Raw genomic sequence first — 13,736 nt, forward strand, 5'->3', positions numbered from 1 at the left:
CAAAAACGGAAAATAAATAGCATTTATTGCTTTTTCTGCTTATTTTTATGAGAATTGTGCTGATTTTCTACTTGAAAAACGAATGTATTTTATACATCATTGACACTTACCTATTAGTAAGTTAATATCAGTACATGGTAAATCGAAAAACACAAATCATTGATTTAGCGTTAAAATTGATTCAACAAAAAGGGTACGTTGCCTTTAGCTATGATGACATCTCTAAAGAGCTGAGCGTAACCAAGGCAAGCATCCATTATCATTTTGAGAAAAAGGAGGATTTAGGGGTTGCTGTTGCTGAGCGTATTTTTCAAAGTCTTCAGAACTTCTTGTTGTCAACAAAAGATTCCTCATTAACGGTCGAAGAAAAGTTTCTGCAGTTCATTCAGCAACGAGCTGAACGAATCTCGTGTACTGAAATTTGTCCTATTTCTTCGTTGCAGACAGATTTTGAATCTTTGCCAGAAATTGTTCGACAAAAAATTGAGGAAGTCAGTCGATTGGAACTTTCGATTATAAATGAAATTGTTACAGAGGCGCAAACTGAAGGAATCGTGAGTAGTTCGGAAAACACCCAATCGCTCGCCATAATGATTTTGGCAAGTATTAAGGGAGCATTATTATACCGGCGTGTTCTAGGCGACGATGTACTCAATGATGTGTTGGGACAAATAAACCGTTTCTTAAGAAAAACATAAGATCGGTTTTTTTTATAAAAAACTTATCTACTAGTAAGTAAAATTAATAAGAAATAAAAAATAAACCGTATTAGTGCGAGTTCAATGGCTAATGAAAAATCAGATTTCTTCACTTTAAACGACCGAGTGTGATTATACTCTTGGTCATACATCTGATCATATGATTGAATTTATTTTTCAAGGAACTCTAAAATTAAAATTAAGGTAGGTATTTAATAATGAAAAGAATGCTTTGGGTTGTTCTGATGATGTCGACTGGGGCCACGTTTATTACATCGTTATTCCCTTTATACAGTGTGCACTACCATCTGAATAGTCTGCATATTACCATCTTGTTTGCAATTTATGCTGTTTTCCTACTGCCGACCTTGCTTATTGTGGGAGCCAGAGGTAACGCTTGGGGGTTAAAAAGGGTGCTTCGCAGTAGTGTATGGATTTCCATCGCATCAACTATTCTTTTTCTGGAGAGTTATGATGTTTGGATGCTCTATGTAGCACGGATATTGGAGGGCATCGCATATGGTGCCTTTACAGGTACCGCTGCTGCATTTTTAATTAAACAAACTTCTCCTAATAAAGTGGGCGCAGCAGTCAAGTTATCAGGAGTAACAGTACTTATCGGCTTTGGTCTAGGGCCAGCAATTGCAGGTTTAGTAGTGCAATATCTACATCTACAGCCGCTTCGTTTACCATTTTGGATTCTATTTGTTATGTTAATTAGCTCTTTAATAATTTTGGAATCTCTTCCAAAACATGAGGATTCATTTGTACTGAACCAGGTTAAGACAAAGATTTCAATCGGTGTGTCTAGCAATATTCGTTCCCATTTTTGGTCTTTTATCGGGCTTCCAATCTTTACTGTGTTCACGCTACAAGGAATCGCGCTTTCCCTAATACCTTCATTTGCTAAAAATGTCATTCATACATCCAATCTCTCTGTTTCTGGATTGTTAATTTTGTTACTTTTGGGTGGGGCTTCCTTGTCTCAGTTCATTCAACGACCGAGTAATCCTGTTATACGGATCCGATTTGGAATTCTACTACTAGCTCTTGGATCATGGGGCATTGTTTATTCTGGTCAGACATCGAGTTTATTTATGCTTTGGGCAGCCATCTTCATTCAAGCTATTGGTGGTGGGTGGACGTTTCAAGTTACTTTAAGGCTAGCTAGTTTGTTACCGAAACCGGAAGAGCGCTCACGAGTTATTTCTACTTTTTATTTCTGCGCCTACTCTGGATTTATTGTTCCGGTTGTTGGGGTCGGAGTACTGACTCAATTTTTTAATTTGAATTTTTCGCTAATTTTACTAAATTCGTTTGCAGTACTTATCGTTATCTATGTGTTGATTTATTCAGTCAAATTTAATCGTTCATATTCCAAAACTTCATCATCCTACTAACAATGTGGAAGGGAATGATGCGTTTTGAAAATATTAGAACAACATAAAGCTCTTTTGAAATAGATATGTAAAGAAGAATGATAAAGGAGTGTTATTTTTGATAAGGAGAGTTGTAGTAACTGGCTATGGAGTCGTTTCACCATTAGGAAACAATGTTCAGGAGTTTTGGTGTAATATTCTAGAAGGTAAATCAGGTATAAAAAAAATTCAATCTGATGTCTTTAACAATATCAATACTCAAATTGCAGGTTATATCACCGATTTTGATCCAGAGCAATATCTCGATAAAAAAGAATTGGGGAAATATGATCTATTCGTGCAATATGCTGTTGCTGCTGCTCATCAGGCTTTAGTACAGGCAAATCTAGATTTACAAAAAGTTAATATGGAGCGATTAGGGGTTTATATCGGTTCAGGTATTGGAGGAATTAATACTACAACAGATAATCATAAATCGTTAATTGAAAGAGGACCAAGAAAAGTTTCTCCATTTATGGTTCCAATGATGATTAGTAACATGGCATCGGGAATTATTTCTATAAAAACGGGTTTTAAAGGTCCCAGTTTTTCGCCTGTTTCTGCATGTGCAACAGGTAATCAAGCAATTGGAGAAGCTTTTTTAAATATTAGACATGGTTACTCTGATGCTATTTTAGCTGGAGGGGCTGAAGCTTCTATTCATCCGTTAGCATTTGCAGGATTTGCAAGAATGAAAGCAATGTCCACTTCTAATGATTTTCCAGAAAAAGCAAGTCGTCCATTTGATAGAGAGCGTGATGGCTTTGTTATGTCCGAAGGAGCAGGAGTTTTATTTCTTGAAGAGTATGAACATGCAAAAGAAAGAGGAGCAACCATTTTAGGCGAAATAGTAGGTTATGGTGCTACCACGGATGCATATCATATTACTTCTCCTGACTATAACGGAGCAGCAAATGCTATGAAGTTAGCTTTAAAAATGGGGAATATCAACCGTACTGATGTAAATTATATAAATGCCCATGGTACTAGTACCCCAGAGGGAGATAAATTAGAAACTAAAGCTATTAAAACAGTTTTTGGTGCGCATGCTTATAATTTAAAGGTGAGCTCTACAAAATCAATGACTGGCCATCTTTTCGGTGCCGCTGGTGGAATTGAGGCTGTTATTACCCTCAAAAGTATCATGGATGATATTGCCCCTCCCACTATTAATTACGAAATACCAGATGAAGATTGTGATTTAGATTATGTTCCTAACAAAGCTGTTAGGACAAATATCAACTATGCTATTTCTAATGGTTTTGGTTTTGGTGGGCATAATGCGGTGTTGGCATTTAAGAAGTTTTCTGTATAGATAATATCTAAGAAATGGCTAATCGAAGGTTTTATATTTTTCAACGTTGGCATTCCTTATTTTTTAATGGTCAAAGAGAAATAAGTAACCTTAGCTTTTGACGAACGAAAATTGAATTATTTTGGACATTTTATAAGGGTAGTCCAAATCGAATGCGCTGACTGTTGAATATAAAAGTAGGAAAAAATAAAAAGCTGAATATAATATTAACACCTGACACGTCAGGGTACTGAAAAAGCCCCCAATATTAAAAGGTAGAACACTCAGTTATTTGAGTGCTTCTGCCTTTTTTTATTAACCTCGGTCTATTGGTATGTGATTAACGGGGCCAATTAGACTCTATTCAGGAAAGCATCTGAGTTTTTTTCAAGGATAACAGAGTTGTTAGGCTCTATTTGGGACAACATATGGGCTTTTTTTCGATGCTTGTTAACAGCAAAAAAGCTTTAGAGGTAACCAAAAGAGCACTTAGATGTCCACGAACAGCAAAAAAGGACGTTAGCGGTAATCAGAGGAAAAGGTGTATTTTAAATAACAAGGTTTAAATTTTTTCGTTATCACATGTAAAGTATAATTAACATAATGTATAGTAAATAATACACTATGTATATAAAATTTTACTTTCCATAAAAATCCGAAAACAAAGGGAGGAAAACATGTCCTATCAAGTAAAGAAAAATATCGTTTCTTTAATTAGCACTTTACTGATTTTTTCGCTCTATTCTATGTATGTGTTTCACATGTACCAAGAAGGACGATTTGATTCAACAGATGTTTTCAGCTTTTGGGGTTCCTTCATCATTCTATTAATCGCGGTATCGATTGTAGCAAAAATCATCATTTATATTATTTTTAATATCATCTATAGAATAACTACTAATGAAAAAGAGCCTTCATTTTCTGATGAACTAGACAAGTTAATTCATTTGAAAGCGACAACGATTTCTCATTATGTGTTTGTAGTGGGCTTTGTTCTTGCAATGGGATCATTGGTCGTGGATGTGCCACATTATGTCATGTTCATCATTCTTGTCTTTTCAGGGGTTGTATCTGATGTGGTTGGAATGATCACAGAGATATATCTTTATCGGAGAGGAGTTTAAGATGGGAAAATGTCTAATCCGCAACAATATTCGAAGCTTGCGTTTTAATCATGATGAAATGACGCAACAACAACTAGCAGATAAAGTAGGTGTTACACGACAAACCATCTTTGCCATCGAAAAAGGAAATTATTCTCCTTCTTTGGAATTAGCTTTTCGCATTGCTTTGGTCTTCGACTTACCATTGGAGGAGATATTTTCTTTTGAGTTAAAGAATGAAACACTATAATTGGGAGGGATTGAAATGGCAAGCAGCAGCGCCGAAAAATCACCACCATTTTATGCAAGATTCGCAGGATTTGGGTTGCTACTCATGTTTATACTTGCTTTTTTTGGAAATTTCTTCGTGCTCGAGGGTCTAATTAAACCAGGAGATGCAGCAACAACTGCAAATAACATCATTGCCAATGAGTTGTTATTTCGCACCGGTATTACTAGCTTTATAATCGTGCTCATCCTTGATGTTTTGGTAGCCTGGGCACTTTATATTTTGTTAAAGCCAGTAAATAAGAACCTTGCATTGTTGGCGTTGTTGTTTAGGTTGATATATGCAGCTATTTTTGGAGCTTCCCAATATAATCTTTTGAGTGTTTTGCAGTTAGTAGATGGTACTGACTACCTGACAGTGTTTGAAACAGATCAGTTACACGCTCAGGTAATGTTATTAATCAATGCATTTAACAATGATTGGCTTATTGGATTGGTATTTTTCGGCATTCATTTGTTTGTCGTTGGTTATTTGATATTCAAGTCAGGCTTTATGCCAAGATTACTTGGCATCTTGTTGATACTGTCATCTATAGGCTATCTAATAGACAATTTCGCAAAGGTCCTTTTATCCAATTACAACGATTACCAAACCATTTTTTTACTGATTGTCGCCCTACCTGGGATTATTGGGGAATTGACATTAGCCATATGGCTCTTATTTAACGGAAATAAAATACCCGAAATGAAATCCTAAAAAATAAAAAATAAGAGATGCCGACGGAAGCAGAATTGAGTTAACAGTTTAGAAAGTAAGCCTTAGACTATATTCAACACTTTCTTGCAAGAGAATAATAACCAAAAGAGATAGGATACAACCATTTTTAATTGCCTCACTTTAAAAATATTCCTCCTACAATAATACTTTACTAAAATCCATAAAGTAAAATTTATGGATTTATTTGTATAATTACAGATATTTTATAAGGACCAATTTCACTAACTGGTGCTTTGTTTTAACACAAGTAAAGTAGTTGAAAATGATATAATTAAAGAAATTTTAATTATATTAAGGAGACTTGTTGTTTTGGATGCAAAATGTATTAAATTTTACGAATTTGGTGCCCCAAAAGATGTGTTAAAAGTTGAATATAAACCTATCGAGCCACCAAGAGATAATGAAGTACTCGTTCGCATGTTAGCACGTCCAATAAACCCTTCTGACTTAATACCAATTAGAGGGTCATATTCTCATCGGATTTCTTTGCCGAATATTCCTGGTTATGAGGGAGTGGGAATTGTAGAAGATGTTGGTTCTTTAGTTTCTCATAATCTTATTGGTAAACGTGTTTTACCTCTTCGCGGGGAAGGCACATGGCAAGAGTTTGTTAAGACATCTGCAGAATTTGCAGTTTCTATACCCGATTCAATTGATGACTTTACGGCCGCGCAGATGTATATAAATCCAATTACAGCATGGGTGATTTGTAGGGATGTTTTAAAAATTAGACCGAATGATGTTTTATTAATCAATGCATGTGGTTCTGCTATTGGGCATATTTTCGCTCAATTATCAAAGGCCTTAGGCTTTCGAATGATTGCTGTTACCAGAAATAATAAATATACAGAAGATCTACTTCAACTCGGTGCATCTTATGTCATTGATACCACTAAGGTCCCACTCTATGAAACAGTTATGGAATTAACAAATGGAGTTGGTGCAGCTGCTGCCATTGATTCCATTGGAGGTTCATCTGGAAACGACTTGGCTTTTTGTGTACACCCTAATGGCAATTTTTTAACCATCGGTCTTTTATCAGGGGTACAAGTAAACTGGGCAGAAATTGTTGATAATGCAAAAGTGAATGCTAATATCTTTCATTTACGCAATTGGAATAATAATGTCTCAGCAGAGAAATGGCAAGAAACCTTTAATCAATTGATAAAGCTGATAAATAATAAAGAATTGCGTTTGATGAAGGTTGATTCTCAGTACGACTTGTTGAATGTAAAAAAGGCTATTGACGTTGTTGAATTTTCTAAAACAACCAAAGGGAAAGTGTTTTTGACAAGCTATTGAATTAACTATTATTCAACTACCATGAAATAACGAAATGGCTTGATATTGAATTTTTAAGGAAACATTTGAGGGATAAATTTCTGAAATGGTGCCTGTCCATAATGCGTTTACGTATTAACTCGCTGTGGGATAGGCACCATTTTTCAATCTAATAAGAACTGAAGTGAAGGGCCTTAATCACTCAATCAACTAAAAAAAAGGTCTTCATCGCTGCTATGAAGGACCTTAATCACTCGATCAACTAAAAAAAAGGTCTTCATCAATGCTATGAAGGACCTTAATCACTCAAGCATCAAGAAAAAAGGCCTTCATCAAGTCTATGAAGGCCTTTTTTTATATAAATTTACCCGAAAAAAAATGGTGGAAACAAGAGTTTTGACTGATTTTCTGTTTTGCACTCCACAAGGAAACCTTTTGGAACTCCAATAGGTCTTTTTTTATATGGGGATTTTTTGTTAGTAAAGCCGAAAAATGAATAAAAAGATGCATTGTATAAATAATTTTATTGATTATTTAGATTTTTTCAAATAGTTGCATATGTAATTTTTGCTTTTTTACACATTAATTACTATATTTAAGTTGTAAACATTATATTTTACAGGAATTTTGGGTACATCTAATGAATAGGGGATTTTTGCATAACCTCTCTGTTATGTAATTAAGTATATAATTCCGCATGGGATTTATCTCGAATTTTTTTAGAAGGGAAGTGAATTTATGTCAGGACCAGCTTTACGAAATAAAGACAGCCATACATCTATTCATGAGGCAGCTATTCATGAGGCGCAGGAATTAACGGATTTACTTGATCACCTCCTAAAGGATGAAAAAGATAGCCAAGCCTTGGAAGTAGCCTATATCTTAGTGGAGCATTGGGAGACACGAACACTGACGCATGCTGAATCAGAAGAAGAGGGATTGTACAGTGAACTAGTTACCAAATCACCTGAATTAAAAGAAACAATTATTGCATTATCACGCGATCATCAATTATTGCGCTTATTGATGGGAGAAATTAAACATTTGTTGGCTAGCGCTCGCGTGAATCAAGATGTTATGAAAAGGTTTCATGCAATGATCATTGTCGATTTATTGCATAATCAGGATGAAATGAAATTATTACTTTAGCTTTAAAATGGTCGATGTTAGGGGGAAATAGGAATGGAACGACCGATACAAATTGCAAAACCCGAACTTTATGATTTTTTGAAAAAGGAGTTAGATAAGTTACATATTCACTCCTATGATTATCGAGCCAATGTTATTGAACAAGATGGTGGATTGGAAATGATTTTACGATTCGGGGAAGGCCATAATCAAACGGAGTCACACTTTTTCACCAATGAAATGATTGAAAAAAGAGATGAGGAACTGCTTGAATTCATTCAAACTGTAGGAAAATCTTGTGAAAAGTCATTGATCGCCGAGTATTTTAAAATGATGAAACCATAGGAAAGGATGAAATGCCATGTTTGTATATGAAGATGAAGCCATGTTGGTACAGGATCGCGAAGACCTCATTGCTCTGTTACGGATGCGTTTTGGTACGATTTCACCAGAAGTCATTGATTCCATTTATAAGATAAGCCAGTTGGATACGATTGAACGGCTCATATTGGTTGCAGCAAATGCAGGGAACCTCCGCATTTTTCTTGAGGAAATGCAAGAAGGGGAAGATAGCTTTCGAATATTGGGAGATCGCTACAATCCGATTGAAAATTTGATAAAAAGGAGTGGGACAAGTGGGGAATAAGAAAAATAAATTATTCCAAACCTTAAAACATTTAAAACAGGGTACACGAATCAATGATGGTTGGACAGAAGAAAGTCCCAGACCACGGGATTCAGAGGAGCTTTATCGCAGACGTTGGCAGCATGATAAAGTCGTCCGCTCGACTCATGGAGTCAATTGTACGGGTTCATGTAGCTGGAAGATCTATGTTAAGGATGGAATCATCACGTCTGAAACCCAACAAACAGACTATCCAACAACAGGAGATGATTTCCCTGAATACGAGCCAAGAGGATGTCCTCGGGGAGCAAGTTTTTCTTGGTACACGTATAGTCCCGTAAGAGTTAAGTATCCGTATGTTCGTGGTGATTTATATGACCTTTGGAAAGAAGAACGGAAGAATGGCTTTGACCCTGTTACTGCCTGGGAAAACATTGCAGGAAATCCAGAAAAGCGAACTAAGTACGTCAGTGCTCGCGGGAAAGGTGGATTTGTAAGAGCGAATTGGAAAGATGCGCAGGAAATGATTGCAAGTGCATCTATCTATACGATCAAAAAATTTGGTCCAGATCGTATCGCAGGATTCAGTCCGATTCCAGCCATGTCAATGGTTAGTTATGCTGCGGGTTCTCGTTTCCTTTCCTTGATAGGGGGAACGATTCTTAGCTTTTATGATTGGTATGCGGATCTTCCACCAGCTTCACCACAAGTATGGGGGGAGCAAACGGATGTTCCGGAGAGCGCAGATTGGTATAATACTAAATACTTTATAATTTGGGGAACCAATTTACCACAAACACGGACCCCAGATGCGCACTTTATGGTGGAAGCACGATATAACGGTACAAAGGTCATAGGTGTAAGTCCTGATTATGCAGAGCTCGATAAGTTTGCTGATCTATGGCTGCCTGCAAAGGCTGGAACAGATGCTGCCCTTGCTATGGCGATGACTCATGTTATTTTAAAAGAATTTTATGTTGATAAAGAAACCCCTTATTTCACACAATATGTAAAAAAATTCACGGACCTACCATTTTTAGTGACATTGAATGAAACACAAGATGGATATCGTTCAAATACTTTTTTAAGAGCATCGGACATCTTAGATGACAAAAAGCTTGGTGAGTGGAAGACACTAGTTTGGGATGAACAAACAAACGCACTTGCAGTACCTAATGGGAGTCAAGGTTTCCGTTGGGACGGCGAGAGCAAGTGGAATCTTGAATTGAAAAATGAAGATGGAACAGAGATCGATCCAATATTAAGCTTTGTTGATGTTGCAGATGAAAATGTGATGGTCCATTTTCCTTACTTTGCATTAAAAACGGGTTCAATTGTGAAACGGTCTGTTCCTGTGAAACATTTGAAAGATAAAGATGGAAATCTTATCAAAGTGACTACTGTTTTTGACTTACTGTTGTCACATACAGGTGTGAATCGAAATTTACCAGGGGATTTTCCAATAAATTATAATGACCAAAATCAACCTTATACTCCAGCATGGCAAGAGAGTATTACCGGGGTTAATCGTGCACACGTTATTCAAGTGGCCCGAGAATTTGCTGATAATGCGGCACGCACTAACGGGAAATCGATGATTGCAATGGGTGGTGGAACAAATCACTGGTACCATAGTGATCAAATTTACCGTGCTATTCTAAATCTTGTTTTATTAACAGGTTCTCAAGGCGTGAATGGTGGAGGCTGGGCCCATTATGTTGGACAAGAAAAAGTCCGTCCACTTGAAGGATGGCAGCAAGTTGCCTTTGCAAATGACTGGTTAAAGCCACAGCGTTTGCAAAACGGAACCTCTTTTTTCTATTTTGTAACAGATCAATTTCGCTATGAGGTGAAGTTGGATGAAGAACAAATGGACTGGGGTGGAAGATTCAATAAAATGCATCCAGCAGATGTAAATGCTTTAGCAGCGAGGCTTGGTTGGTTACCATCTTTTCCTCAATTTTCCCAAAATTCAGTTGATCTCGTTACAGAAGCAAGGGAAAAAGGTGCAACCGATCAACAAGAAGTAATCGATTATATTGTTAAGCAGATTAAAGACGAAAAAATCGAATGGGCGATTGAAAATCCGGACGACCCAAGAAATTTCCCTCGAGTTTTCTTTAACTGGCGGTCAAATTTACTTGGTGATAGCGGTAAAGGGCATGAATATTTCACCAAACATTTAGTTGGTGCAGATGATCAAATTTTAGGAGATACGGAAAATTCCTGGAAGCCAGAGACAGTAAAGGCAGAAGGCGAGCCACCAACTGGAAAAGTAGATCTTTTAGTAAGCATTGATTTTCGAATGACTAGCTCAGGTTTGCTTTCCGATATTGTTCTACCTGCTGCAACCTGGTATGAAAAGTATGATATTAGCAGCACGGACATGCATCCATTTATTCATCCATTTAATGCGGCTATTTCACCTCCATGGGAAGCAAAAAGTGATTGGAATACATTCCGTGAACTCAGTAAAGTGTTCTCAGAACTGGCAGAAACGCATTTGCCTGCATGTGAAGATTTAATGATGACACCACTTGCGCATGACACCATAGATGAAATTGCCCAGCCTAGAGGAATCGTAAAGGATTGGCGTGATGGCGAAATTGAAGCCATTCCAGGGAAGACCATGCCAAACTTCCAAATTGTTACTCGTGATTACCCTAATCTGTATCAGCAAATGACCACCCTTGGTCCCCTGATTAAGAAAGGGTATGGAAGTAAAGGCGTTAAGATACCAGGAGAAAAGGTTTACGATGAATTACTTAGCAAGCTCGGCGGATCAAAACGAGATGGAATCGGAAAGGGCAACCCTGATTTATATTCTGACAAACAAGCGATTGAAGCAATCCTGTTGATGTCAGGTGCGACCAACGGAAAACGAGCAGTTGCAGGCTGGAAATCACTTGAAGAAAAAACGGGTCAAAAACTTGAGGGAATTGCTGCGGGGCATGAAGAAACTGCCTATACATTAAATGATATAACGGCACAGCCACGCCAAGCGATTTCAACACCTGTCTGGAGTGGACTTGAAAAGGATGGAAGACGTTATTCACCATTTACCGTAAATACAGAATACAACATCCCATGGCGAACGCTGACGGGAAGGCAAAGCTTTTATTTAGATCATGAAGTCATGCTGGATTTCGGGGAGGGATTGCCATTATATCTTCCACCACTAGCACATGGTCCATTTATTAAAGGTGAAAAAGAGGTTGAAAACACCGGAAAATCAATAACCATTCGCTATTTAACCCCTCACCAAAAATGGGGAATTCATACGATGTTTACCGATACGACCAACATGTCTACTTTGTTTAGAGGCTGGCAAACCGTTTGGATGAATGAGAATGACGGGGCTTCGATTGGTCTTAAAGATAACGACTGGATTGAAGTTTACAACCGGAATGGAGCAATCGCAGCAAGGGTAGTCCTCACTTACCGGATCCCAAGAGGAATGGCTTATATGTATCATGCCCAAGATCGTACATTAGGTGTTCCTGCAACAACTGTCAGCAAGAAGCGCGGAGGTACACATAACAGCGTAACCAGAATTTCCTTAAAACCAACACATATGATTGGTGGTTACTCTCAATTAAGCTATGGCTTTAATTATTACGGTCCAACTGGGCATCAACGGGATACGATTGCCATTATTAGACCATTAAAGGAGGTAAATTGGCTTGAGGATTAAAGCGCAGGTTGCTATGGTAATGAACTTAGATAAATGTATCGGCTGTCATACCTGTTCAGTTACATGTAAAAATACATGGACTAACAGACCAGGAACTGAATACATGTGGTTTAATAATGTCGAAACACGTCCAGGACCTGGGTATCCGAAGCAATGGGAGGATACCAACCGTTATAAAGGCGGATGGGTCTATAAAAATGGCAAACTAACCCTTAGGGCTGGCGGACCAATTACGAAATTGGCCAGTATTTTTTATAATCCAAATATGCCATCTTTAACTGACTACTATGAACCGTGGACCTATGATTACCAACATTTAATTAACAGCCCGAAAAAGAAAAATCTTCCGGTTGCACGTCCGAAATCGATGATTACCGGAAAATTTATTGACAAACCTGAATGGGGCCCAAACTGGGATGATGATTTAGCTGGCGGCAGTGAAATCGTTCCACTAGATCCGAATGTACAAAAGCTGCAAGAACATATCGCAATGGAATACGAAAAAACATTCATGATGTATTTACCAAGAATATGCGAGCATTGTTTGAACCCTTCATGTGTGGCATCTTGTCCATCTGGCGCTATTTATAAGCGCGATGAGGATGGAATTGTATTAGTGGATCAGGAGGCATGCCGAGGCTGGCGCTTCTGTATGAATGGTTGTCCCTATCATAAAGTTTATTACAATTGGAATACCCATAAAGCAGAAAAATGTAATTTCTGCTATCCAAGAACGGAGGCGGGATTGCCAACCATTTGTTCAGAGACATGTGTCGGACGGATCCGCTATATCGGTGTCCTTTTATATGATGCCGATCGAGTAAAAGAAGCAGCGTCTGTCGAAGATCCAAAAGATCTTTATGAATCACAACTTTCCGTTTTCCTTGATCCTTTTGATCCAGACGTGATCGAGGAAGCTAGAAAAGCAGGGATCAATGACGAATGGATAAATGCTGCTCAAGAATCACCTGTTTATAAAATGGCGGTGAAATGGAAAATTGCTTTACCTTTACATCCGGAGTACCGCACATTACCAATGGTCTGGTATGTACCGCCGCTTAGCCCGATTATGAATCACATTGTGAATGAAGACGAGCTCTCAACAGATGGCTATATCCCAGCTGTCGACCAAATGAGAATTCCAATGGAATACCTGGCATCTATTTTATCAGCTGATGATGCCGAGGTAATTCGCAACGTACTCTTGAAGCTAATCGCAATGAGGGTTCATATGAGAGCTAAAACAGTAGGGGGAATCGATGAATTGAAGCACAGCCAATTGCTGCAGGAAGCAGGTATATCCATTGAAATGACTGAAGATATGGCAAGGCTGCTCGCGGTCTCGAAATACAATGAGCGCTTTGTAATTCCAACAGGACGTAGAGAAATGGATGATGATCTCTATTATAAACAAGGATCCTGTAGTATTGAGGAATTAGCTCCACCTGAAGGTATGGTGACATATCCGTTTGAAAGGGGGAACTAAGTG

The 13,736-nt window shown here is 37.9% G+C and carries 12 protein-coding genes; all 12 read left to right on the forward strand.

All coding sequences use genetic code 11. The features are described from left to right. The first annotated feature begins 134 nt into the window (after positions 1-134). The 12 genes from RCG20_RS00350 (at position 135) to narH (ending at position 13,733) form a co-directional block, all read left to right on the forward strand. Positions 135-698, forward strand: coding sequence for a TetR/AcrR family transcriptional regulator (locus RCG20_RS00350; RefSeq protein ID WP_308182261.1), 564 nt, complete (start codon positions 135-137; stop codon positions 696-698). Between the two features lie 218 nt (positions 699-916). Then, on the forward strand, positions 917-2,098 hold the full coding sequence (locus RCG20_RS00355; RefSeq protein ID WP_308182262.1) for an MFS transporter: 1,182 nt from the start codon (positions 917-919) through the stop codon (positions 2,096-2,098). 97 nt (positions 2,099-2,195) lie between these two features. Further along, positions 2,196-3,431: a beta-ketoacyl-ACP synthase II gene (gene fabF, locus RCG20_RS00360; RefSeq protein WP_308182263.1), complete on the forward strand. Its 1,236-nt coding sequence runs from the start codon at positions 2,196-2,198 to the stop codon at positions 3,429-3,431. Between the two features lie 656 nt (positions 3,432-4,087). Further along, the gene (locus RCG20_RS00365) at positions 4,088-4,534 is read left to right on the forward strand and encodes a hypothetical protein (RefSeq protein ID WP_308182264.1); all 447 of its coding nucleotides are present in this window, start codon (positions 4,088-4,090) and stop codon (positions 4,532-4,534) included. A gap of 1 nt (position 4,535) precedes the next feature. Next, positions 4,536-4,763, forward strand: coding sequence for a helix-turn-helix transcriptional regulator (locus RCG20_RS00370; protein ID WP_308182265.1), 228 nt, complete (start codon positions 4,536-4,538; stop codon positions 4,761-4,763). Positions 4,764-4,778: 15 nt separating this feature from the next. Continuing rightward, entirely contained in the window at positions 4,779-5,498 is a 720-nt protein-coding gene (locus RCG20_RS00375; RefSeq protein WP_308182266.1) for a DUF4386 domain-containing protein, read from the forward strand. Positions 5,499-5,828: 330 nt separating this feature from the next. Beyond that, complete coding sequence (locus RCG20_RS00380; protein WP_308182267.1) at positions 5,829-6,821, forward strand: zinc-dependent alcohol dehydrogenase family protein; 993 nt, start codon at positions 5,829-5,831, stop codon at positions 6,819-6,821. A gap of 717 nt (positions 6,822-7,538) precedes the next feature. Then, positions 7,539-7,949, forward strand: coding sequence for a hemerythrin domain-containing protein (locus RCG20_RS00385; protein WP_308182268.1), 411 nt, complete (start codon positions 7,539-7,541; stop codon positions 7,947-7,949). Between the two features lie 33 nt (positions 7,950-7,982). Continuing rightward, a complete protein-coding gene (locus RCG20_RS00390; RefSeq protein WP_308182269.1) occupies positions 7,983-8,273 on the forward strand; it encodes a hypothetical protein in 291 nt (96 codons plus the stop codon). A gap of 16 nt (positions 8,274-8,289) precedes the next feature. Continuing rightward, positions 8,290-8,574 (forward strand): hypothetical protein, encoded by a 285-nt coding sequence (locus RCG20_RS00395; RefSeq protein WP_308182270.1) that lies wholly within the window; start codon positions 8,290-8,292, stop codon positions 8,572-8,574. Continuing rightward, positions 8,564-12,247: a nitrate reductase subunit alpha gene (locus RCG20_RS00400; protein ID WP_308182271.1), complete on the forward strand. Its 3,684-nt coding sequence runs from the start codon at positions 8,564-8,566 to the stop codon at positions 12,245-12,247. The genes RCG20_RS00395 and RCG20_RS00400 overlap by 11 nt, the downstream gene beginning before the upstream one ends. Next, entirely contained in the window at positions 12,237-13,733 is a 1,497-nt protein-coding gene (narH, locus tag RCG20_RS00405; protein WP_308182272.1) for a nitrate reductase subunit beta, read from the forward strand. Before RCG20_RS00400 ends, narH begins: the two co-directional genes overlap by 11 nt. Positions 13,734-13,736: the final 3 nt, after the last annotated feature.

Origin of the sequence: Neobacillus sp. PS3-40 (assembly GCF_030915485.1) — a bacterium.
Classification (GTDB): Bacteria; Bacillota; Bacilli; order Bacillales; family Cytobacillaceae; genus JAUZPL01.

Coding starts and splice junctions, on each gene's coding strand:
- RCG20_RS00365 (WP_308182264.1), top strand. CDS start 4,088: ATGTCCTATCAAGTAAAGAAAAATATCGTTTCTTTAATTAGCACTTTA.
- RCG20_RS00390 (WP_308182269.1), top strand. CDS start 7,983: ATGGAACGACCGATACAAATTGCAAAACCCGAACTTTATGATTTTTTG.
- RCG20_RS00350 (WP_308182261.1), top strand. CDS start 135: ATGGTAAATCGAAAAACACAAATCATTGATTTAGCGTTAAAATTGATT.
- RCG20_RS00395 (WP_308182270.1), top strand. CDS start 8,290: ATGTTTGTATATGAAGATGAAGCCATGTTGGTACAGGATCGCGAAGAC.
- RCG20_RS00370 (WP_308182265.1), top strand. CDS start 4,536: ATGGGAAAATGTCTAATCCGCAACAATATTCGAAGCTTGCGTTTTAAT.
- RCG20_RS00375 (WP_308182266.1), top strand. CDS start 4,779: ATGGCAAGCAGCAGCGCCGAAAAATCACCACCATTTTATGCAAGATTC.
- RCG20_RS00385 (WP_308182268.1), top strand. CDS start 7,539: ATGTCAGGACCAGCTTTACGAAATAAAGACAGCCATACATCTATTCAT.
- RCG20_RS00355 (WP_308182262.1), top strand. CDS start 917: ATGAAAAGAATGCTTTGGGTTGTTCTGATGATGTCGACTGGGGCCACG.